16 protein-coding genes and 5 tRNA genes are annotated in these 22,270 nt (G+C 72.3%); 15 read left to right on the forward strand and 6 right to left on the reverse strand.

Annotation, left to right across the window (positions count from 1 at the left end; all coding sequences use genetic code 11):
• Positions 1-31: 31 nt before the first annotated feature.
• The gene (locus ACFQBR_RS11510; protein ID WP_267948770.1) at positions 32-235 is read right to left on the reverse strand and encodes a hypothetical protein; all 204 of its coding nucleotides are present in this window, start codon (positions 233-235) and stop codon (positions 32-34) included.
• 327 nt (positions 236-562) lie between these two features.
• Here ACFQBR_RS11510 and ACFQBR_RS11515 point away from each other — a divergent pair, with 327 nt between their 5' ends.
• Together ACFQBR_RS11515 and fxlM are read left to right on the forward strand one after the other, a co-directional pair.
• Positions 563-1,375 carry an AfsR/SARP family transcriptional regulator gene (locus ACFQBR_RS11515; protein WP_378553184.1) on the forward strand — a complete coding sequence of 271 codons (813 nt, stop codon included), beginning with the start codon at positions 563-565 and terminating at the stop codon, positions 1,373-1,375.
• A gap of 108 nt (positions 1,376-1,483) precedes the next feature.
• Positions 1,484-2,749 carry a methyltransferase, FxLD system gene (gene fxlM, locus ACFQBR_RS11520; RefSeq protein WP_344185395.1) on the forward strand — a complete coding sequence of 422 codons (1,266 nt, stop codon included), beginning with the start codon at positions 1,484-1,486 and terminating at the stop codon, positions 2,747-2,749.
• 63 nt (positions 2,750-2,812) lie between these two features.
• Here the strand turns inward: fxlM and ACFQBR_RS11525 are convergent, their stop codons facing one another.
• On the reverse strand, positions 2,813-8,299 hold the full coding sequence (locus tag ACFQBR_RS11525) for an ATP-binding protein (RefSeq protein ID WP_378553188.1): 5,487 nt from the start codon (positions 8,297-8,299) through the stop codon (positions 2,813-2,815).
• A 770-nt stretch (positions 8,300-9,069) separates the two neighbouring features.
• Between ACFQBR_RS11525 and ACFQBR_RS11530 the strand changes: the two genes are divergently transcribed.
• Together ACFQBR_RS11530 and ACFQBR_RS11535 are read left to right on the forward strand one after the other, a co-directional pair.
• On the forward strand, positions 9,070-9,711 hold the full coding sequence (locus ACFQBR_RS11530; RefSeq protein ID WP_267948766.1) for a type III secretion system chaperone family protein: 642 nt from the start codon (positions 9,070-9,072) through the stop codon (positions 9,709-9,711).
• A gap of 103 nt (positions 9,712-9,814) precedes the next feature.
• Positions 9,815-9,976 carry a hypothetical protein gene (locus ACFQBR_RS11535; RefSeq protein WP_267948765.1) on the forward strand — a complete coding sequence of 54 codons (162 nt, stop codon included), beginning with the start codon at positions 9,815-9,817 and terminating at the stop codon, positions 9,974-9,976.
• A gap of 117 nt (positions 9,977-10,093) precedes the next feature.
• Here the strand turns inward: ACFQBR_RS11535 and thrS are convergent, their stop codons facing one another.
• Positions 10,094-12,067 (reverse strand): threonine--tRNA ligase, encoded by a 1,974-nt coding sequence (thrS, locus tag ACFQBR_RS11540; RefSeq protein ID WP_267948764.1) that lies wholly within the window; start codon positions 12,065-12,067, stop codon positions 10,094-10,096.
• Between the two features lie 580 nt (positions 12,068-12,647).
• Between thrS and ACFQBR_RS11545 the strand changes: the two genes are divergently transcribed.
• Entirely contained in the window at positions 12,648-12,956 is a 309-nt protein-coding gene (locus ACFQBR_RS11545) for a PGPGW domain-containing protein (protein ID WP_344184921.1), read from the forward strand.
• Between the two features lie 107 nt (positions 12,957-13,063).
• Here ACFQBR_RS11545 and ACFQBR_RS11550 read toward each other — a convergent pair.
• Positions 13,064-13,137, reverse strand: a tRNA-Val gene (locus ACFQBR_RS11550).
• 475 nt (positions 13,138-13,612) lie between these two features.
• On the opposite strand from ACFQBR_RS11550, the gene ACFQBR_RS11555 reads away from it, so the two are divergent.
• Positions 13,613-14,035, forward strand: a complete 423-nt coding sequence (locus ACFQBR_RS11555; RefSeq protein ID WP_267948762.1) for an SsgA family sporulation/cell division regulator — start codon at positions 13,613-13,615, stop codon at positions 14,033-14,035.
• A 135-nt stretch (positions 14,036-14,170) separates the two neighbouring features.
• Here the strand turns inward: ACFQBR_RS11555 and ACFQBR_RS11560 are convergent, their stop codons facing one another.
• On the reverse strand, positions 14,171-15,013 hold the full coding sequence (locus ACFQBR_RS11560) for an aminotransferase class IV (RefSeq protein WP_344184920.1): 843 nt from the start codon (positions 15,011-15,013) through the stop codon (positions 14,171-14,173).
• A gap of 381 nt (positions 15,014-15,394) precedes the next feature.
• Between ACFQBR_RS11560 and ACFQBR_RS11565 the strand changes: the two genes are divergently transcribed.
• The 5 genes from ACFQBR_RS11565 (at position 15,395) to ACFQBR_RS11585 (ending at position 16,441) form a co-directional block, all read left to right on the forward strand.
• Complete coding sequence (locus tag ACFQBR_RS11565) at positions 15,395-15,826, forward strand: roadblock/LC7 domain-containing protein (RefSeq protein WP_267948760.1); 432 nt, start codon at positions 15,395-15,397, stop codon at positions 15,824-15,826.
• A 172-nt stretch (positions 15,827-15,998) separates the two neighbouring features.
• A tRNA-Gly gene (locus tag ACFQBR_RS11570) sits at positions 15,999-16,071 on the forward strand.
• Between the two features lie 73 nt (positions 16,072-16,144).
• A tRNA-Gly gene (locus tag ACFQBR_RS11575) sits at positions 16,145-16,217 on the forward strand.
• Between the two features lie 48 nt (positions 16,218-16,265).
• A tRNA-Cys gene (locus tag ACFQBR_RS11580) sits at positions 16,266-16,337 on the forward strand.
• A 30-nt stretch (positions 16,338-16,367) separates the two neighbouring features.
• A tRNA-Val gene (locus ACFQBR_RS11585) sits at positions 16,368-16,441 on the forward strand.
• 288 nt (positions 16,442-16,729) lie between these two features.
• Here the strand turns inward: ACFQBR_RS11585 and ACFQBR_RS11590 are convergent.
• Positions 16,730-18,307 (reverse strand): BCCT family transporter, encoded by a 1,578-nt coding sequence (locus ACFQBR_RS11590; RefSeq protein WP_344184919.1) that lies wholly within the window; start codon positions 18,305-18,307, stop codon positions 16,730-16,732.
• A 235-nt stretch (positions 18,308-18,542) separates the two neighbouring features.
• Here ACFQBR_RS11590 and ACFQBR_RS11595 point away from each other — a divergent pair, with 235 nt between their 5' ends.
• The 4 genes from ACFQBR_RS11595 (at position 18,543) to ACFQBR_RS11610 (ending at position 21,933) form a co-directional block, all read left to right on the forward strand.
• Complete coding sequence (locus ACFQBR_RS11595; RefSeq protein WP_344184918.1) at positions 18,543-19,427, forward strand: TetR/AcrR family transcriptional regulator; 885 nt, start codon at positions 18,543-18,545, stop codon at positions 19,425-19,427.
• Positions 19,428-19,542: 115 nt separating this feature from the next.
• Entirely contained in the window at positions 19,543-20,442 is a 900-nt protein-coding gene (locus tag ACFQBR_RS11600) for a beta-keto acid cleavage family enzyme (RefSeq protein WP_267948757.1), read from the forward strand.
• A gap of 52 nt (positions 20,443-20,494) precedes the next feature.
• Positions 20,495-21,484 (forward strand): 3-hydroxyacyl-CoA dehydrogenase NAD-binding domain-containing protein, encoded by a 990-nt coding sequence (locus ACFQBR_RS11605; RefSeq protein ID WP_344184917.1) that lies wholly within the window; start codon positions 20,495-20,497, stop codon positions 21,482-21,484.
• Positions 21,481-21,933, forward strand: a complete 453-nt coding sequence (locus ACFQBR_RS11610; RefSeq protein WP_344184916.1) for a thioesterase family protein — start codon at positions 21,481-21,483, stop codon at positions 21,931-21,933. Before ACFQBR_RS11605 ends, ACFQBR_RS11610 begins: the two co-directional genes overlap by 4 nt.
• The last annotated feature ends 337 nt before the right edge of the window (positions 21,934-22,270 follow it).

The following is a 22,270-nucleotide window of genomic DNA, read 5'->3' on the forward strand; positions in this document are numbered from 1 at the left end:
CCGGGTCGGCGCCCCGGACGGGGCGGCCCGACTAGCAGGTGCCGCAGTCCAGCTCGCGCACCTGGGTCTCGCTGCCGCACGTGCGCTTCTGGTACTGGACCTTGTTGGTCCAGAAGAAGCCGCAGCGGTTGCAGTGCGAGTCCCTCCACGGACCGCAGGCGGCCGCCTCGACCCTGACCTGCGGAACGACCGACCGGAGTATTCGATCGCCCAGCGACGCGATCATGCTGACCATGTTCGGTTCCTTTCTCGGTGTGCGCCTGGATGGCAATCGACAGACAACCACCGGCGGGTACACCGGGGGTTCACTCCGGATTCATTTCTCCACCCGGCCCGCGGAGCTCTTTTACGGACAGGCCGAATGCCGTAGGATTCGAGGCCCGGACGGCCGGGACCGGCCATTCACGACTGCCGATCGTGACCCCGTGTTACTCTTCGCACACCATCGGACATGGCCTGTTTGCGCACCACCGGGCGGGTCAGAACGTGAGAAGAATCGGCACTACGGCCGACAGTCCTGTTTCATGGCGGCGCGCCGGAACGACGACGATCAGAGATACTCATGGACTTCAGATTGCTCGGTCCGCTCGAAGTCATGGACGATTCCGGTAATTCCATACCGATCAACCGCAAAAAGCACCGGCAACTCCTCGCCGCCCTCCTCGTGCGCGCGAATACGGCGGTCCCCTGCGTGCAGTTGATCAACAACGTCTGGGGCGAAGATCCGCCCCGTTCCGCCCGGGGCAACCTCAAGACCTACGTCTCGCAGCTGCGGCAGCGGATCGACCGCATCGAGACCAGCGGGGAGGGCTACCGCATCCGGGTCGGGGAGCACGAGCTGGACTCCGCCGTCTTCGCCGCCATGCTGCGGCGGGGGCTGCGCACGCTCGAGGAGGGGCGGCCGGCCGAGGCCGCGCGGACCCTGGAGGAGGCGCTCGGCCTGTGGCGCGGCGCCACCCTCCAGGACACGCCGCTCGACGGCGACCTGGCGCTCACCCACACGCACCTGGACGAACAGCGGCTCACCTGCTTCGAGACCCTCATGGACATCCACCTCTCCCAGGGGCGGCACACCGAGGTCCTCGCGCGGCTGTACCCGGTGATCGGCTCCCACCCGCTGCACGAACGCCTCTGGGGCCTCCAGATGACGGCCCTGTACCGCGACGGCCGCTGCGCCGAGGCGCTCGCCGCGTACCGGACCATGCGCGCCCGTCTGGTGGAGGAGCTGGGGGTGGACCCGAGCCCCGAGCTGGAACGGCTGCACGGCCAGATCCTCGCCCGCGACCCGGCGCTGTCCTCCCCCGCCGGCCTCCCCCCGCGGCCCGCGCACCGTCGCCCCGCCCCGCGGGCACAGGTCGACGCGCCCGTGATCTGACGCCCGGCCCGTCACCGCGGGGCGGCCCCCCGGCGCCTCCCCGGCCGACGCCGTGCCCGGCCGCCCGTGCCCTGGAGGTCCGGGGCCGGTCGCGGAGGAGGTGCCATCATGGGAGTCCAGCCCCTCGCCCCGGCCGCGGAGGAGGACCCGGTGGACGACGACGCGAACACCCCCGAACGCCTGCGCGAGGCCCTGGTGGACCAGATCGCGGCCCGGAGCGCGCGGCTCGGCCGCCCCCTGTCGCCCCGGGTCGAGGCCGCCCTGCGGACGGTGCCCCGCCACCTCTTCCTCCCCGGCCGGTCCCTGGATCGGGCCTACGCCGACATCCCCGTCGTCACCAGGACGGACTCCGCGGGGCTCCCCACGAGCTCGGTCTCCCAGCCGGCCATGGTCGCCACGATGCTCGACCAGCTCCGGGTCGAACCGGGCCACCGCGTCCTGGAGATCGGCTCGGGCGGCTACAACGCCGCCCTGCTCAGCGAACTGGTCGGCCCCGCGGGCTCGGTCACCACCGTCGACATCGACCCCGGCGTCACCGCCCGGGCCCGCTCCGCTCTGGACGGGGCGGGCCACGGCCGGGTGGACGTCGTCCTCGCGGACGGCGAGTTCGGCCTCCCCGACCGCGCGCCCTTCGACCGGATCGTCGTCACCGTCGGGACCTGGGACATCCCGCCCGCGTGGCCCGGACAGCTGGCCCGGGGCGGCCGGATCGTCGCGCCGCTCCGCCTGCGCGGCCTCACCCGCTCCCTCGCCCTGGAACCGGACGGCGGCCACCTCGTGAGCCGGTCCGATGAACCGTGCGGGTTCGTGCCGATGCAGGGGGCGGGCGAGAGCGCCGTGCTCCGCGTGCCGCTGCACGGCGACGAGGTGGGCCTGCTCGTCGAGGACGGGCCGGCTCCCGACGCGGCGGCCCTGGCGGACGCGGCGGCCTCCCCGCGGGTGGACCTGCGCTCGGGGGTCGTACCCGGCCCCGCCGACCCCTTCACCGGACCGGACCTGTGGCTGGCCACCGCCCTTCCGGGCTTCTGCCTGCTCACCGCCACGCCGCAGGCCGTCGCCCGCGGCCTGGTCCGTCCCGCCTGGACCACGGGCACTCCCGCACTGGCGGAGGACGGCGGTTTCGCCTACCTGGGCGCGCCCGGGCACGCGGGCGCCGGGACGGGGCGTTCGGAGTTCGTCGTCCACGCGCACGGGCGCCGTGCCGGGGACCTCGCGGCCCGGCTCGCGGGACGGATGCGGGACTGGGACCGCGACCACCGGTCCGGTCCGGGCCCGGTCCTCACCGTCCACCCGACCGGCACCCCCGACCGGGCGCTCCCGGACGGGTTCGTCATCGACAAGCGCCACACCCGGGTGGTCGTCACCTGGCCCTGAGCCCTCCCGGCCCCGGGAACGCCGGGACCGGCCGTGCCCCCGCACGGCCGGTCCCTCGGCACGTCAGCGCTTCATGCCGTGCTCGATGGCCTCGATGATCCTCGGCCGCAGTTCGGCGGCGCTGATGATCGCGTCCACCGAGCCGACCTCGACGGCGCGCTGGATGCTGTGCACCGCGTCGAACTCCGCGGCGACCTCACCGACCTTCTCCGCCCGGACCGCGGACTGCACCTCGGCCAGACGGGCGCTCAGCGCCGCCCGCTCGGCGGCGTCGGCCGCCGAGACCCGGGCGTGCAGCTCCGTCACCCTCGGGTCGTTCGCCGTCCGCTTGTTCACCTCGCCGGAGAACACCACGGCCGCCGCGGGGGCGCCGCCGAGCACGGAGGCGTAGGAGCCCTCCAGGGCCAGCACCGTCATGTTCGGGTTGAGCGCCTTGGAGAACACCACGAACGCGCCGCCGTGGTAGCGGGAGATCACGCAGAACACGATGGGCCCGTCGAAGTTCACGATCGCCCGGCCGATCTCGGCGCCGTACTCCAGCTGGAGGTTGCGCATCGACTCCGGGGAACCGTCGAACCCGGACAGGTTGGCCAGCACGACCAGCGGCCGGTTGCCGGAGGCCGCGTTGATCGCCCGCGCGGTCTTCTTCGACGACCGCGGGAACAGCGTGCCCGCGGTGTAGGTGTCCGGCCCGTCGGTGGGCGGGAAGCCGCGCCGTGCCACCGACCGCGACTCGATACCGATCAGGCAGACCGGCCAGCCGCCGATGTGCACGTCCTGGACCGCCGACGTGTCGGCGTCGGCCATCCCCGCCCAGCGCTCCAGCGCCAGGTGGTCCTGGTCGGAGAGGGCGCGCATCACCGTGCGGATGTCGAACGGCTTCTTGCGGTCCGGGTTGTGCTCGACGGAGAAGATCTGGCCGACCGTGGTGAAGTCGCTGCCGTCGATCTCGTGCGGGAAGTCCGAGACGTCGCGGTCGACCGGGTCGACCGTGTCCGCCTTGCGCGGCGCTCCCTCTCCCGGGACCACGTAGGTGTGGTCGTAGTGCGCCATCAGCACGTCCCGGGCGGCCGGCAGGTTGGGCGCCCAGTACTGGGCCTGGCCGTTCGGCCCCATCACGCGGTCGTAGCCGCCGATGCCGAAGTTGTCCTCGGCCGACACGCCGCCGGAGAAGTCCAGCGACTGCTTGCCGGTGAGCACCATCGCCGAGTCCGGCGTCATCACGAGGATGCCCTTGGTGTGCATGAGCATCGTCGCCTCGGCGTTCCAGTACGGCTGCGCGCCGACGTTGATGCCCGCGACCACGATGTTGATCTCGCCGCCGTCCTGGGTGTAGGTGACGATCCGCTTCAGGGCGGCCGCGACCCAGTCCATGTTCTCGGTTCCCGAGGACATCGAGATGCGCGCGCCCGCGGAGAGCGCGAACCACTCCAGGGGTACCCGCATCCGCTCGGCCAGGTCGATCGCGGCGATGACCCGCCTGCACTCCGGCTCCGACAGCGCGCCCAGCGCCTTGGTGGGGTCACCGAGCAGCACGACGCGGGTGACGCCCTCGGGGTGCCGCGCGGTGGGCGTCGTGACGACGCCCGCGACGATCGCCGCGGTGTTCCCTCCCCTGGGCCGGTCCACCGGCGCGAGAACGCCGTGCTCGTCGAGGTCGTGCTCGACGAAGCGGCCCTCCGGGCCGGCGAGCAGGCCGGTCAGCTCGTACGGGTAGGTGGTGCCGCGGCGGGCCGCGCGCAGCACCTTCTGGCGGTAGTCGTCCAGCGGCGGCACCGGTTCGGTCGAGGGCTTGTCGACGTGCATGCGCGCGCCGTGGCCCGGGTCGAGGGTGATCCGCACGGCGACCTCGGTCAACTCGCCCTCGGCGGTGCGCTGGCGGGCGACGAACTGGACCTCCTCCAGTCCGGCCCCCTCCGTGGTGGGCAGGATGCGCTGGACCAGCGTGTCGAGCTCCTCGGGGGTCAGCTCGGTCGCCGGCCAGACGTACATCATGATCCGGTTGGTGTCGAAGCGCCGGTTCTGCGGCCCCTGCGCCCGGATGTTGCGGATCGCGTCCAGGCAGCCCGCGATCGTGTCCTCCACCACGGGCAGTGCGACGAGGCGGCCGTCGGCGTCGCGCAGCGGCGTCAGGTCGCGGACCTGCCCCATCGCGATGAGGCGCTCGTCGGCCGGGTTGCCGCGCGCCACGGCCTTGAAGAGGTAGATCTCCTCGTCGGCCGACGGCAGGCGCGTGAGGTCGAACTCGCGCAGCCGCTGCAGCTGGAGGCGGCGGGCGATCTGCGGGTGCAGCCCGCGGATCAGCCGGTCCTCGGTGAGGCCGTCGTCGCCGGGCCGGAAGGTGAAGTGGTGGTGCATCACCGCGCCGCTGGTGCCCGCGACGGTGGTGGTGATCCGGCGGACGCCCTCGGGGAGCGGGTGCTCGGCGAGGGTCCGTCCGAGCCGCACCGCCATCTCGTCGGCGTCCGGCTGGCCGTCCCACGTGACGTAGAGGTCGGCCACCAGGCCGCGCCCGGCGGCGTCGGCGGCGAAGCCGCCGACCGCCCCGACGGCGTCGGGCAGGGAGGCGATGTCGACCGCGGTGGTCACCAGGCGCGTCGCCCCGTCGTGGCCGGTGTGGTCGGCGGTGACGAACCGGCAGCCCGCGGCCTCCCGAACCGCGACGTCGGACAGCCCCCGGTTGCCGTAGTAGCGGCGGGTCAGGACCTCCAGCAGCGGCGCGTGGTCGCGGCCGGGCCGCCCGATCCGCTGGCCGATCAGCCTGACCAGCGGTTCGGCGCTGGCCACCATGGTCTGGATCCGCTCCGCGCGGTCCGGCGCGTCCGGGTTGCGGTCCAGGTAGCGCAGCCCGTCGCGCACGGAGGCGTAGACCTCGGCGCGGTTGCGGCGCAGCAGCGGCTGGGCGAACCAGCGGAACACCACTCCGCGGGCGAGGTCGGACACCGCGGGGAAGCGCACCTGCGTGGCCTCGACGAGGTGTTCCAGGGCGCGTCCGGCCCGCTCGCCCAGCGCCTCCAGGGGCAGTGGCCCGGCCAGCCACCGGCGCAGCAGCTCCGACACGACCGCGACGTCGGTCGGCATCCGGTGGAGCGCCAGGCAGATCCGGAAGACCGCGGCCTCCAGCTCGGGCGTGCGGTCGAGGTCGGTGATGCCGTAGTGGGCGAGGACCGTGCGGAGCTTGGTCCGGAAGCTCTCGGGGAGCCCGGCCCGCTCGACGTCCAGGCTCTGGAGGTAGCTGTGGAAGAACTCGCGCGGGCTGTGCACGGGGCTGCGCGGCTCGGTCTCGGTGTCACCGGCCGGCTTGTTGCGGCTCAGCTCGGACAGGTCGGCGAACACCGTGATCAGGTCCAGCTCGCCCTCGACCGGCCGCCCGCCCAGCTCGGCCCGCGCGGCCAGGTAGTCCGACAACACGCGCCGGCGGTCGTGGGGGTCCACGTCGAAGCCGAGCAGCAGGCTGCGCAGGTCCTGGAGTCCGCGCTCGACCCGCTCGGCCGCGGACACCGCCTCGGGCTCCGCGGGGAGCTCGATCTCGGCGGTCTCGGCGGTGGCCGCGGCGCCGTCCTCCGCGCCCTCGTCCGCGAGGGGCTCCAGGCGCATCAGCGGGGCGCCGGACTCGACCTGGCTGCCCACCGCCACCGGGCACTCGCGCACCCGGGCGCGGAACGGTGCGCGCAGCACCGTCTCCATCTTCATGCTCTCCAGCACCAGGATGGGCGCGCCTTGCTCGACCTCGTCACCGACGGCCAAGGGCGTCGACACGACCAGCGCGGGCGCGGGCGAGCGCACGACGCCGCCCTCGTCGCGGCTGATCCGGTGGGTGACCCCGTCGACCTCCACCAGGTGGATCGGCCCGTGGGTGGCCGTCACCAGCCGGAAGCGGCGGCCGTTGACGACGATGCGGCCGCTGTGCTCGTCGAAGCGCTCGACCTCGACGTCCGCCGGGTGCACGTCGCCGCCGCCGGAGACCCCGACGCGGAAGCGCCTCTGGCCGACACGGGCGACGGCGACGCGGTAGCCCACCCCGCGGAGCTTGAGGTCCAGCGGGCGGCCGCTCTCGTGCTGCACCTGCGGACGGCCGCCGTGGGCGCTGGACAGCAGCCGCCGGCGGCTGACGTCCTCCTCGTCCTGGTAGGCCTCGATCGCGGCGGCCGCCAGGGCGACGGCGGCGTGCCGGTGGCTGGTCAGGCGGCCCTCGGCGCGCACCCTGTCGATCCAGCCGGTGTCGGCGCTGGCGTCGATCACCTCGGGCTGGTCGAGCAGGTCGACGACGAAGCCCTTGTTGGTCGCGCCGCCGTCGATGATGACGGTGGTCTCGGCCATCGCGCGGCGCAGGCGGGCCAGCGCCTGCTCGCGGTCGCGGCCGTAGGCGATGATCTTCGCGATCATCGAGTCGAAGTCGGCCGGGATGGTGTCGCCCTCGCTGACACCGGTGTCGACGCGGATGCCGGGCCCGGCGGGCAGGATCAGGCGGGCGATGCGGCCGGGGGCGGGGGCGAAGTCGCGGTCGGGGTCCTCGGCGTTGAGGCGGGCCTCGACGGCGTGTCCGGTCTCTGCGGGCTGGACGCCGTCCAGCCGCTCCCCGCTCGCCACCTGCAGCTGCAGCCGGACCAGGTCGGTGCCGGTGGTGATCTCGGTGATCGGGTGCTCGACCTGGAGCCGGGTGTTGACCTCCAGGAACGCGAACAGCTTCTCGCCCGGGTGGTAGAGGAACTCCACGGTGCAGGCGCCCCGGTAGCCGACGGCCACGGCGAGGCGTTCGGCGGAGGCCTTGAGCTCCGCGGTCTGCTCCGGGCCCAGGACGGGGGAGGCGGACTCCTCGATGACCTTCTGGTTGCGCCGCTGCACCGAGCAGTCGCGGACGCCCAGCGCCCACGCGGTGCCCTGGCCGTCGGCGATGACCTGGACCTCGACGTGCCGGGCGCCGGTGACCAGGCGCTCCAGGAAGACGACGCCGGAGCCGAAGGCGCGCAGCGCCTCCTGGCTGGTGCGCTCGTAGGCCTCGGCCAGGTCCTCGCCCGAGGCGACCATGCGGATGCCCCGCCCGCCGCCGCCCGCGGTCGCCTTGAGCATCAGCGGGTAGCCGATCTCGTCGCCGGCGCGCAGGGCGTCCTCCAGTGTCGCGACCTCGCCGCGGCTCCAGGGGGCGACGGGGACGCCGACCTCCTCGGCGATGAGCTTGGCGCCGATCTTGTCACCGAGCCTGCGCATCGCCTCCGCGCTCGGCCCGACGAAGGTGACGCCGATCTTCTCGCACAGCTCCGCGAAGGCCGGGTCCTCGGCGACGAAGCCCCAGCCGACCCAGGCGGCGTCGGCCCCGGTCTCGACCAGGGCCCGCTCCAGGACGGCGTGGTCGAGGTAGGGGCGCGCCGAGGCCGGGCCCAGCGAGTGGGCGATGTCCGCCTCGCGGACGAAGGTCGCGTTGCGGTCGGCGTCGGTGTAGAGGGCGACCGTCTCGATCCGCGTCCCGATCTCCGCGGAAAGATCCCGAACTGCGTGGATGAGGCGCATCGCGGCCTCTCCACGGTTGACGATGGCGACACGACTGAACACCGGTTGAGCCTCCCAAGTACCCACGCACAGAAGGCGACCTCCAAAGCCCGGAGCGTCGCCTCCACCTATCTATACCTTGCTCGATCGCCACCGGGTACAGCAATGTCCCGAATCGCCCATGGCGGATCTGCTGTGTTGTGGGAACCCCACAAAAAGTGCCCGTGGTCCCCCTGCACGGCCCCGGCTCCATGCGAGGTGTGCCACAAAACGGGCGCGTGTCCGCGACGGCACGGCGGGAGTGTCGCGCGGGGGCGCGCGGGCCGGGAGGGCGGCTCCGGCGCCCCGCGGCGCGACCGCCGGGGACCCGCCGCGGCGTCCGGCGGACCGTGCCGCTCCCCGGGGAACGGCGTTTCGGGCCGCGCTTCACGGACGGGCCCCGTGACCGGTTCCGGACAATTCTCACCCTGAGTGCCTATTGAATCACCGGCAGTTCTGTCGAATTCGGAGAAAGCGCGCCGGCCGGGTCCCGGGAATGTCCGCGGACGCGGCGGCCGCGGGCTTTCGCGCAGGTCGCGGCCGGGGTCTCGCATGTACTTTCGGCGGTGCTCCGCATGTTTCGGGAGGGTATGGGGACAGCTCCACGGGTACGTGAACTCCGCGGGTCACCGGGGAACAACACCAAGGGGTGACAAGTAACAGCAATGAGCACAGAATGGACCCGTACGGCCAGAGCGGGTCCCTTGCTTTCCGGGCCCGGAAGGCCCGGCCCGCCACAGCGGGCCCCTCGGGTCCTCGGCCGCCCCACGTTCCCCAGCCGGAGGAGACACCGGATGGAAGGCGCCCTGCCTGTGATCGCTCTGGTCGTCGTCGTGGTGTCGGCCGGCGCGATCGCGGTCGCCGCGCACTTTCGCAAGGAACGCGTCGCGGAGCTCCGCGTCTGGGCCCGCGAGCACGGGTGGACCTACGCCGAGCACCAGCCGGCCCCGCTGGGCGAAGCGGTCCTGCCGCGTTCCACCAACGGCCCCCACCCGCGCGTCCAGCACGTCCTCTCCGGGCGCCGCGGCCGGCACCCGGTCGTCATCTTCGAGCACACCCACAAGCCGAGGCACGGCGCGGCCGGGGGCCGCCAGGCCTACCGGATCGTCGCGGTCCGCACCCCCGGCCCCAACGCCGAGCTGGAGATCCGCCGCAGGGACCGCCTCACGCCGTCCGACGACGCCTTCGACAGGGCCTTCCACGCCGTCGGCGACACCGGGTTCGCCCGGGCCGTCCTCGACCGCGCCATGACCGCGTGGCTGCTCTCGGATCCGCGGTCGCGGTCGCTGCCGGTACGCTTCAGCGGCGACTACGTCCTCACCTGGGCCGCCATGCGCCTGGACCCCGACCGGTCCCTCACCGCCGCCGACTACCTGATCGACATGGTGGAGCGCATCCCCGCGGAGGCGTGGAAGCGGCACCCCGCGGGCCCCTGACCGGGGTCACGGCTCCCTGCACCCGAACCTGAGCAGGCGGACTCCCCCGCAGGAGACGGATAAGATCCGCTGTGCCCCGAAGCAATTAGGAGTAGCAACCCTCATGAGCGACCCCAACTCGACGCACCGCATCTCGCGCGCGGACCTCTTCCGCGACGACGAGGAGGAGCAGAACGCCCCGGACCCCAACGCGACCGCGCGCATCTCCCGCGCGGACCTCTTCCGCGACGACGACGAGTCCACGGCGCCGCGAGAGCAGCGCTGACCCCGTCGCCGCGGCGACGGGCGGAACGGGGAAGCGCCCACCCGGAGGACCGGGTGGGCGCTCTGCCGTGCGCGTCCGGCGCCGTCCGGGTCCTCTCCCCGGCGGCGCGGCGGCGCCCTACCGGCGCTCGCGGACGGCGGCGACGATCTCGGCCACGGCCTCGTCGACCGGCACGCCGTTGTTCTGCGAGCCGTCCCGGAAGCGGAAGGACACCGCGCCCTTGCTGATGTCCTCGTCTCCGGCCAGCAGCATGAAGGGCACCTTCTGCTTCTGGGCGTTGCGGATCTTCTTCTGCATGCGGTCGTCCCCGGCGTCCACCTCGACGCGGATGCCCTCGGCGCGCAGCTTGGCCGCGACCTCCTGGAGGTAGGGCACGTGCTCGTCCGCGATGGGGATGCCCACCGCCTGCACCGGGGCCAGCCAGGCGGGGAAGGCGCCCGCGTAGTGCTCCAGCAGGACGGCGAAGAACCGCTCGATGGAGCCGAACAGGGCGCGGTGGATCATCACCGGCCGCCGGCGGGAGCCGTCCGGGGCGGTGTACTCCAGGTCGAAGCGCTCGGGCAGGTTGAAGTCCAGCTGGATCGTGGACATCTGCCAGGTGCGGCCGATGGCGTCCTTGGCCTGGACCGAGATCTTGGGGCCGTAGAAGGCGGCGCCCCCCGGGTCCATGACCAGTTCGAGCCCCTGCTTCTCGGCGGCCTCGCGCAGGGTGGCGGTGGCCGTGTCCCAGACCGCGTCGTCCCCGATGTACTTCTCCGGGTCCTTGGTGGACAGCTCCAGGTAGAAGTCGTCCAGGCCGTAGTCGCGCAGCAGCTCCAGCACGAAGGTCAGCAGCGAGTCGAGCTCGTCCGCCATCTGCTCCTCGGTGCAGTAGATGTGGGCGTCGTCCTGGGTGAAGCCCCGGGCCCGGGTCAGGCCGTGCACCACGCCCGACTTCTCGTACCGGTACACGGTGCCGAACTCGAACAGGCGCAGCGGCAGCTCCCGGTAGGAGCGCCCGCGCGCGTCGAAGATCAGGTTGTGCATCGGGCAGTTCATCGGCTTCAGGTAGTAGTCCTGGCCGCCGTCGAGCTTCATGGGGGGGTACATGCCGTCCGCGTACCAGTCCAGGTGCCCCGACTTCTCGAACAGGGTGCTCTTGGTGGCGTGCGGGGAGTAGACGAACTCGTAGCCGCTCTCCTCGTGCCGCTTGCGCGAGTAGTCCTCCATCACCCGGCGGATGATGCCGCCCCGGGGGTGGAAGACGGCGAGGCCGGAGCCGATCTCGTCCGGGATGGAGAACAGGTCCAGCTCCGCGCCGAGCTTGCGGTGGTCCCGCTTCTCGGCCTCCTCCAGGAAGGTCAGGTAGTCCTTGAGGGCTTCCTTGGTCTCCCAGGCGGTGCCGTAGACGCGCTGGAGCTGCGGGTTGGTCTCCTTGCCGCGCCAGTAGGCGGCGGCGGTGCGCATGAGCTTGAACGCGGGGACGGCCCTGGTGGTGGGCAGGTGCGGCCCGCGGCACAGGTCCTTCCAGCACTGCTCGCCGGTGCGCGGGTGGACGTTGTCGTAGATGGTGAGCTCGCCGGCCCCCACCTCGACCCCGGCGCCCTCGGCGGCCTCCGTGGCGCCGCCCTTGAGGCCGATCAGCTCCAGCTTGTAGGGCTCGGTGGCCAGCTCGGCCCGCGCGCCCTCCTCGGTGACGACGCGGCGGTCGAAGCGCTGCCCCTGCTTGATGATCTGCTGCATCTTCTTCTCGATGCCCTTGAGATCGGCGGGGGTGAACGGCTCGGCGACGTCGAAGTCGTAGTAGAAGCCGTTCTCGACGGGCGGGCCGATGCCCAGCCGGGCCTCCGGGAAGAGCTCCTGGACCGCCTGCGCGAGGATGTGCGCGGTGGAGTGGCGCAGGATCGCCCGGCCCTCGTCGGAGTCGATCGCGATCGGCTCGACGACGTCGCCCTCGTGCAGCTCCCGGTCCAGGTCGCGCGGCTCGCCGTTGACGAGCGCCGCGACGACGGTCCTGCCGTCGGCCTCCAGTGCCTGCCCCGCCGTAGTGGTGGCCGCCACCGCACGCGGGGTTCCGGCGAGGGTGATGTGCAGCTCAGGCGCGGCGGACACGGTGACTCCTAAGGACGTGGATCGCGGTCTAACGCGTACCGACCGCCCCGTGGGGCGGCCAGGCGTTTTCCCCCCGATGCTATCGGCTCCGGGGTGGCTCCGCCCCGGCCGTCCACAGGTCCGACGGCGTGCGCCCGGGGCCCGCGCGCCCTCTTCCCGGGCCGCCGCGCGGCCCCGGAGGCGCACCCCGGAGCGGCTCCGCCCCCGGTGATTCGGTCGGGGAATTCGGCCGTGTCCGCCCAGGCCGCCCGGTGCCACCACATCCCGGGGGAACGGTGACAGAAGGGAATCCTCTCCCCCCGGGAAGACGTTCTGTCAAAGAACGTCACCTTTCAGGAAGCTGTCCACAGCCATACCAAAGACCATTGATCCGGGGTTCGAGATCGGTGAGAATCAGCAGACATCCGACCACCGGCCACCGCGGACCCGAATACACCCAGTCTCTGCGACCGAATACTGTGAGCGCATGTCACCGAGCCCACCGACCGGCCCACCGGCCCCGGAGACATCCCCCTCCCGCCGTGCCCACGCGAGGCGGTGGCGACGGCTGCGGGCCAGGCTCCGCCTCTTCCGCAGACGTATGCACACCCACCCGGCGCTGCACCTGCCCTGGCGCATCCTCGTCGGCACGGTCGGCACGCTGGTGGTCCTCGCCGGGCTCCTGATGATGGTGATCCCCGGCCCGGGGCTGGCGTCGGTCATCCTGGGGCTGGTCATCTTCAGCACCGAGTTCCGGTGGGCCCAGAGGCTCGTACGCCCCGCGCGCGTGTGGTTCCTTCGCGCCGAGCAGCTGGGGATGCGCCTCAGGGACGAGGCCTTCCGCCGGTTCCGGGAGCGGCGGGACCGGAGGCGGCGGCGCGCGCTGCCCTGCACCCCGCCGCACGAATAGACGTGGGTCCGCCGCCGGGCGCGGGCCCTTGCCCCGCCCGTGATACGGACACGACGAAAAGAGGGAGGGCCGGATCCGCTTCACGCGGATCCGGCCCTCCCCAGCTGTGGGCGATACTGGACTCGAACCAGTGACCTCGTCGGTGTGAACGACGCGCTCTAGCCAACTGAGCTAATCGCCCTGAACTGCTGCGCTGCCCGCCCTCTCGGCCGGACAAGAAAAACTTTAGCGCATGTTCGGGGGTGCTCGACGCACACGGCCCGCCCGGCGGACCCACCAACCTGTGACAGAGGTCACACGTTACTACCGGCGGGTTCGTGGGAGTGTCTTCTGTCGGTGGTGATTCCCGCCCTGAGAAGGAGTTCCCGCCCCCGTGGCCCCGTCGAGTACCGCCGCGACATTACCTCCGCGTGACGCGGACCACCCGACATGGGGAAATCTTTGGTTTCTCCTGGTCATTACAGTGACGAAGGATCGTGGAGCCGCGTTGCGGCGAGCTGGGCCCGCTGGGCGGGCAGCGAGACCTCCGGTCCCATCCGACCAAGAAAGTCTCCGTACTCACGTCATGTTCCGCGGGAAGCCGCGTTGGAGCGGGTGAGACGGCAACCGACCCGCGCCGCAACGAGCAGGGCCGGACGAGAAAAGGTTTGGCGAACATGAACAGTAGCGACACCACTGCCACCGCCGAGCTGGGCCTGCGGCTCGTGGTTCCCGAACGCACCTCGGTTCCGCTGGTCGCGCGGCTGGACTACAGCTCGGACGACCCCTACGCGATCCGGGTCGCGTTCCACACCGGCGAGGACAACCCCGTCGAGTGGATCTTCGCGCGCGAACTCCTCACCGTCGGCATCGTGCGCCCCGTGGGCGAGGGCGACGTGCGCGTGTGGCCCTCCAAGGACGAGAGCGGCGAGCGCAGCGTGAGCATCGCGCTCTCCTCGCCCTTCGGCCAGGCGGAGTTCGACACCCAGGTCTCCCCGCTGGCGGAGTTCCTGCACAGGACCTACGAGATCGTGCCCGCGGGCCAGGAGGCCCAGTTCGTGGACCTCGACGAGGAGATCCAGCAGCACCTCCACTCCTGAGGCCCCGTACGGAACCCAGGGACCCCTGACACGACGGAGGGGCGGCGCACGGAGCGCCGCCCCTCCGTCGTGCCGGAGCCCCGCCTCAGGGGGCGCAGGGCCCGCCGCACCGCCCCCGGTCCGGCCCGCCGCCCGTCACGGGTCGAGGTCGGCGGCGGAGCGCTCCGCGAACACCGCCATGGCCTTGGCCGTCACCGGGCCGGCCCCGGGAGAGACCTGCCTGCCGTCGATGTGCAGGATCGGCTGGACGTCGCGCCCGGTGGAGGTCAGGAACGCCTCGGAGACGTCCGGCAGGCGCTCCATGGGCACGTCGGCCTCCTCCCCGCCGAACCACTCCAGGACCAGCTCCCGGGTGATGCCCGCCAGCGGCCCCGCCGACAGGGGCGGGGTGACCAGGACCCCGTCGAGCACCACGAAGACGTTGCTGCCGGTGCCCTCGCAGAGGTTCCCGCTCACGTTGCGGAAGACCGCCTCGCTCGCGCCCCTCTCCTTGGCGTGGGCCAGGGCCCGCACGTTGTCCGCGTAGGAGGTGGTCTTGAGGCCCGCCAGGGCGCCGAACTCGTTGCGCGGCCAGGGGGCCAGCGCCACGTCCGTGTGCGGCGGGATCCCCGGGAAGGGGCCCAGCGCCACGATGACGGTCTGCTCGCCCGGCGAGCGGTCCGAGCCCAGCGGCCCCGCTCCGTCGGTCACGGTGATGCGCACACGGGCGTCGGTCAGCTCGGGGTTGGCGGCCACGGCCAGGCCGACGCCGTCGGCGATCAGCTCCAGGTCCGGCTCGGCCATCCCCAGGCCGGCGGCGGAGCGGGCCAGCCTCCGCAGGTGGCGGGTGAGCGCGAACGGGCGACCGTTCCGGGACCGGACCGTCTCGAACACCCCGTCCCCCACGGTGATCCCGTGGTCGAGCGCGGGGATGCGCGCCTCGCTCTCGTCGACGACGGCGCCGCGGCCGTACCCGGCACCCGCGATCCACACCCTCATTCCAACCCCCAAGTTCTCAAGTGCCCAGGTCGGGCCGGTGTCTTCCCGATACTCCCACCTCGGAGGCCCCCGAGCCCCGGGACCTCCCTACCCGCCGCCCCTCCGGGTTGGCAAGGGAAGTGACCGGCACCGGCCTCCGGTCCGGTCACGGACCCGCCCGAACCCGCCCATCGCGACTGGTCACACGCCTCGGTTCGGAGCGCGGCCCACCCGGTACCCACCGTGTCGGCCGGACAGATAAGTTACGAATGACTATCATCTGGGCAACGCTTATGCGGGACCGGTCGCAGCTGATCAGAACTCTCCCTCCCGGCCGATCCTGCCGCACCCCCGGTGCGCGTGTCCCGTCACGCCCCGACAACCGACAGAGCAAAGAGAGACATGACCCCACCGAGCACCGCCCGCGGAGAACTCAGCTGGCTGCTGGACGACCTCCTCACGCGCGCCTCCGGAACACAGCACGCCATCGTCCTGTCCACCGACGGACTCCTCATGGCCACCTCCAGCGGCCTGGACCGCCCCGCCGCCGAGCACCTGTCGGCCATCGCCTCGGGGCTGCACAGCCTCGCGGGCGGTGCGAGCAAGCAGTTCTCCGCCGGCGACATCCGCCAGAGCATCATCGAGATGGACCGCGCCTTCCTCTTCGTCGCCGCGGCGGGCGAGGGCGCGTGCATGGCGCTGATGTCCGACTCCGACAGCGACGTGGGCCTGATCGCCTACGAGATGAACAAGGTCATCGAACGGGTCGGCCAGTACCTGTCCGCGCCTCCCCGCCCCGACATGCCCTCCACGCCCGCACACGTGGAGAACTGACTCCTGCCGCCGCGGCAGGTCGTCCGCAGGGCCTGCCACGGCAGGGCGCGGGCGCGTTCCCTCGTGCGCCCCGCCGAATCCGATTTCGCGCTTGGCCGGGAATCCGCTAGAGTTCTTAACGCAGCGAGGGGCACGCACGAGGGAGACCTCGGGGGTCGCCACCACTCGCCGCGCGGACGTGGCTCAGCTGGTAGAGCATCACCTTGCCAAGGTGAGGGTCGCGGGTTCGAATCCCGTCGTCCGCTCGCGAACGGTTCGGCTCCACCATTTCCGGATGGTGGAGCGGTACCGGTGCCGGGTCGTCAGCCCGGCACACATGCGGACGTGGCTCAGCTGGTAGAGCATCACCTTGCCAAGGTGAGGGTCGCGGGTTCGAATCCCGTCGTCCGCTCGGAGAGGCCCGCATGGGTGTCACTCGACGTTCCCCATGTCGTTTCCTGGCGGAGTGGCCGAGTGGTTGAGGCAAGGGACTGCAAATCCCTGCACACGGGTTCGATTCCCGTCTCCGCCTCGCAGTGCGCAGTACCTCATCCCCCGATGAGGGCGATTAGCTCAGTTGGTTAGAGCGCTACCTCGACACGGTAGAGGTCACAGGTTCGAGTCCTGTATCGCCCACCGGCATCACCCAAGGCCAGAGCTTCGGCTCTGGCTTTCGGCGTTTCCGGGGCCCGTACTCCCGGAAGCTTTCCGGGAGGCCGTCTCCGGGGCCGGTCCGCCCGGAGGGCGCCGGAGCCGACGACGCGGTCCCCCTCCCCTCGAGAGGCGGGGACCACGCGCAGGAGGCCCGACCGGGACAGGCCCTGCCGGGGACACGGGGGACGCATGCCGTCCCCGGCACGGGGGCGCGGACGGCGGGGGCCCGCCGGTACCGCGTGCCGGGGCGGGAGCGGTGCGCGCCGGCGCTCAGGCGCCGGTGCGGTCCCCGGGCCCCGGTTCGCCGTCCCGGACGGGGCCGGAGGCCCCGGAGCGGTCGCGGTCGTGCTCCCGGAGCCAGCGCACGAGGGAGGCGGCGACCAGGCTCAGGACGACGATCAGCGGGAAGGCGGTCACGACCGACAGGGTCTGCAACGCGTCGGTTCCGCCCGCGGACATCACCGAGACCGACACAGCCGCGAGGACGAGGGCCCAGAGCACGCGGTTGGGCCGCGAGGGCTCGACCTCGTTCGGCAGGTCGCGGGAGGTGGCCGCTCCCATGGTGTAGGACGCCGAGTCCAGGGTCGTGGCCAGGAAGACCAGCAACAGCAGCAGGAACAGCGGGGTGACGGCCCAGCTGAGCGGGAACGCCTCCAGCGTGGCGAAGATGGCGGACACCGCGCCCTCGGTCTCCAGCGTTTCGACGACGGGGGCCTCCCCCCGCAGCTCGAACGCCATGCTGGAGTTGCCGAGCAGCGCGAACGACAGCCAGCAGCCCAGGCTTCCGAAGCCGCACATGCCGACGATGATCTGCCTGACGGTGCGGCCCTTGGAGATCTTGGCGCAGAACATGCCGACGAAGGGCCCGTAGGAGATCCACCAGCCCCAGTAGAAGACGGTCCAGACCTCCTCGAAGCCCGATCCGCCGACGGGGTCGGTGTAGGTGCTCATCCGCACGATGTTCTGGGCGAGCAGGCCGACGCTGTTGGTGAAGGTGTCGATGACGAAGACCGTCGGGCCCACCGCCAGGACCAGGGCGCCCAGAGCGGCGGCCAGGTAGAGGTTGAGGTTGGCGAGGCGCTTCAGACCGCGGTGCAGGCCCAGGGCGACGCTCCCGGCGAACAGCAGGGTCCACAGGCCGATGACGACGGTGTTGAGCGTGGCGCCCGGCTCGACCCCCAGCATGCGGGAGGCGCCCTCCGCGACGGTGGGCACGGCCAGGGCCAGCGAGGTCCCCGCCGCGCCGATCATCCCGAGGATGAAGAAGACGTCGATCACCCGCCCCGGCCAGCCGTCGACGCGGTCGCCGAGCACGCCGCGGCACGCCTCGCTCAGGCGCAGGCGGCGGACCCTGCGTACGTGGTAGGCGTAGGCGAGGGCGAGGGTGGGGACGCAGAAGACCGCCCAGGCGGTGGGGCCCCAGTGGAAGAGGGGGTAGGTCGCCGACCACTCGGCGGCCTCGGTGCTGTGCGGTTCGAGCTGGTACGGGGGAGCCCCGTGGTAGTGCGCCCACTCGATGATCCCCCAGTACATGAGGCCGCCGCCGATCGCGGCGGTGAAGATCATCGCGAGCCAGGTGGGGGTGGAGAACTCGGGGCGGTCGTCGGGGTCGCCCATCCTGATGCGGCCGTACCTGCTGAGGACCAGCCAGACGAGCAGTACCGCGAGCCCGGCGACGAACCACATGTAGGCCCAGCCCAGGTCGGACTGGAGCCGGGACAGGACGGCGCCGAGCAGGCGTTCACCCGTCCTCGGCGCGATCACGAACGGCGCGCTGAAGCCGAGCACCATGATCAGCGCGGGCCAGAAGACTTTGTTGTCGATGTTCCATCGGATGACTCGGGTCACCTCCGTGGTCGAGGGCGCGGACCATCCAGTTACTACTGTGTTGCGTTTGACTAATCAACCAGTCGGTTATCGCATCGTTGCACTTCACCTCGCCCTCCGACCGCCGTCGGATCGCGGAAAGCGCATGGCAGTAAGAGCTTCATGGGTTCGTCGCTGTCAAGCCGGAGCTTCTACAACGAAGTGGCAACCATGCACGCGTTGCGAAAATCGCTACATCGCTGTTACGTTCTCCCCCGTGAGCGACAACGTGGCCGACGACGTGCGCGGCAGGGCCCGCGAGGCGATCCGCCGATCCGGCCTCTCCCAGCGGCAGTTCGCGGCCAGACTCGGCATCGACCCCACCAAACTCTCCAAGTCCCTGACCGGCACCCGGCGTTTCACCGCCCTGGAGCTGGCGGGCATCGCCGACGAGACAGGGGTGACGGTCAACTGGCTGCTCAACGGCCGGGACGACGCCGAGACCGTCTCCGCGGCGCCGCGCGACTCGTCGGCGGTGAGGCCGCCGCCCGCGAGCCTGGCCGACCACCCGGGGGCCGCCCGGGAGCACAACCGCAAGCTCCAGATCATCGAGGCCGCCTGGACACTCATCGCCGAGCACGGGTACCACTCGGTCCGCGTCGCCCAGGTGGCCCGGGCCTGCGGGACCTCCAGCGCCACCGTCCACTACCACTTCCCCACCCTGGAACACCTCCTCGTGGAGGCGCTGCGCCACTCGGTGAAGCAGGCGTTCGACCGCCAGGTCGCGGGGCTGCACACCGTCGGCGACCCGTACGAGCGCCTTCTCCGGCTCATCGAGCTCCAGCTCCCCGGTTCGGACCGGCTGCGGCTGGAGTGGTCGATCTGGCTCCAGGTCTGGACGGCCGCGGCGCTGAACCCCGAGATGCGGGAGCTGCACGCCGCCTCCTACCGGCGCTGGCACGAGACCATCGCCCGCACCCTCCGGGAGGGGCAGGAGAGCGGGGTCTTCGGTGATTTCGACGTCGAGGAGATGACCCGGCGCCTCACCGCCCTCATCGACGGCCTGGGGATCCAGGTCATGACCGGGATGCCCGGGCGATCCGTCGACCACATGCGCGACACCCTGCGGTCGGTCATCGACCGCGACGTCCTGGGGCACTGAGCCCTCCGGTGCCCCGCCCCTGCGGACCGCACGGCCCGACCGCGCCCCTTCCGGCGCCCGACGGCCCGCCCGGTCCGAGCCCGAGAAACCGCACTCAGAGAGACGGAGCACCGCCGTGAGCGACACCATGAACCACAAGCCCATCCTGACCTGCGCCCTCACCGGCGCGGGGGACACCGTCGGCCGGAGCGAGCACGTCCCCGTGACGCCCGCGCAGATCGCCGCCGCCGCGGTCGAGGCCGCCGGGGCCGGCGCCAGCGCGGTGCACATCCACGTCCGCGACCCCGAGACGGGCGCCCCCTCGCGGGACGGCGCCCTCTACCGGGAGGTCGTCGACCGCATCCGCCAGACCGGCACCGACATCGTCATCAACCTCACCGCGGGGATGGGCGGCGACCTGGTGATCGGCCAGGAGGACCCCCTCCGGTTCGAGGAGGGCACCGACCTCGTCAACGGGCTGGACCGCCTGCCGCACGTGGAGGAGCTGCTGCCCGACATCTGCACCCTGGACTGCGGCAGCCTGAACTTCGGCGACGGCAGTCATGTCTACATCTCCACCCCGGACATGCTGCGCGCGGGCGCCAGGCGCATCCAGGAGCTCGGGGTCCGTCCGGAGCTGGAGATCTTCGACACCGGCCAGCTGTGGTTCGCCAGGACCATGCACGCGGAGGGCCTGATCGACGACCCGACGATGTTCCAGCTGTGCACCGGCATCCCCTACGGCGCGCCTTCGGACCCGGGCGTCCTCCTGTCGATGGTGAACATGCTCCCGGAGGGCGCGCAGTGGGCGAGCTTCTCCATCGGCCGCAAGCAGATGCCGTGGGTGGCGCAGTCGGTGCTGCTCGGCGGGCACGCCCGGGTGGGCCTGGAGGACAACCTCTACCTCAGCCGCGGGGTGAAGGCCACCAACGGCCAGCTCACCGAGAAGGCCGTCGGCATCATCGAGCAGCTCGGCGCCCGGGTGGCCACACCGGACGAGACCCGCGCCATGCTCGGACTCCGCGGCGCGGCCTGACCCGCGTCCGACGACGAACGCCACCGCACAACGCCACCACATGAGGAGCACGATGACGGAGAACGCGAGAACCGCCCCCGGGGCCGTGCGCACGGTCGCCTGCGTCGGAGCGGGTGTCATCGGGGGCGGCTGGGTCGCCCACTTCCTGGGCCGCGGCTACCGGGTGGTCGCCTGGGACCCCGCCCCGGACGCCGAAAGCAGGCTGCGCGGGCTGGTCGCCTCGGCCTGGCCCGCCCTGGAGAGCCTGGGTCTGGCTGAGGGGGCCTCCACGGCGAACCTGCGGGTCGCCGACACGCTGGCCGACGCCGTCTCCGAGGCGGACTTCGTCCAGGAGAGCGCGCCGGAGCGCCTCGACCTGAAGATCGGCCTGCTGGCCGAGATCGACGCCGCCACCCCCGAGGGCGTGGTCATCGCCTCGTCCACCTCCGGCTACAGCATGAGCGAGATGCAGGTGGGGGCGCGGACGCCGGGACGGCTCGTGGTCGGCCACCCGTTCAACCCGCCCTACCTCGTCCCCCTGGTCGAGGTCGTCGGCGGTGCACGGAGCGAGCGGTGGGCCGTCGACTGGGCCTCGGACTTCTACCGCGCCGCGGGCAAGTCGGTGATCACCATGGAGCAGGAGCTCCCGGGGTTCATCGGCAACCGGATCCAGGAGGCGGCCTGGCGCGAGGCCCTGCACATGGTCGCCGAGGGAGAGGCGACCGTGGAGCAGATCGACCTGGCGATGACCAGCGGCCCCGGGCTGCGCTGGGCCTTCTTCGGCCCCTGCCTGACCTTCCACCTCGCCGGGGGAGAGGGCGGCATGGCGCACATGCTCGACCACTTCGGCCCGTCCCTGAAGTCCCCGTGGACCCGTCTGGAGGCGCCCGAGCTCACCGCCGAGCTGCGGGACCGCATGGTGGCGGGCACCGACGAGGTCGTGGCCGGGCGCTCCACCGCCGAGCTGATCGCCCAGCGCGACCGCCGCCTGATCGCGGTGGCCCGGGCACTCGAGGAGGTCGAACGCGAGGAGGCCGCCGAGCGGGCGGGGGGTCAGGCGTGAGCGCGACCCTCGTCCGGCGGCTCCGTCCCGAGTGGATCGACTACAACGGCCACCTCAGCGAGGCCTACTACGTCCTGCTCTTCGGGTTCGCGACGGACGCGCTGATGGACCGGGTCGGCCTGGACGCCGCCTACCGGGAGCGGACCGGCTGTTCGCTGTACACGGTCGAGGCGCACGTGCGGTACCTGCAGGAGGTCGCCGCCGACGCCGAGGTCGAGATCCGCACCCGGGTGGTGGGACCGGGCCCGGGCGGCCCCGCCGCCAAGAAGGCGCGGCTCTGCCACGAGATGCGGGTCGGCGGCGAGCTGGCGGCGACCGAGGAGCTCATGGCGCTCCACGTCGACCGGGGCCGGGGCCGGGCGGTGCCCTTCCCCGAGGACGTCGCGGCGGGCCTCGCGGCCCTCGCCGAGCCGGCCCCCGACTACGCGGGCCGCGCCGTCGGCGGGTAGCGCTCCCCCGGCCCGCGGCCGACGGCCGCTCCCGCGGGAGCGGCCGTCGGCAGGGGCGTCGCGGGGCGGTCCGGCGCCTCCCGGCCGGGGCCCGGGCCGTCGGCGGGTAGCGCTCTCCCGGGGCGGGCTGCGCCCGAACGTACCGGCCGGAACGGGTCGGGGCGGGGAACGCTGCCCGCGAGCGCGGGAGGACGGCCCGTGCCGGGGTGTGCCGCACCCAGGACCGCCCGGTCCGGGCGGAGCACGTCCTGGCCGGGCCCGCCCGAACGGTGGACGGTGGATCACGACGGCGCCGCCCCGGCCGCGAGGCCGGGTCGGCGCCCGTATCCGACCGACC

Source organism: Nocardiopsis tropica, assembly GCF_042660575.1.
Classification (GTDB): domain Bacteria; phylum Actinomycetota; class Actinomycetes; order Streptosporangiales; family Streptosporangiaceae; genus Nocardiopsis; species Nocardiopsis tropica.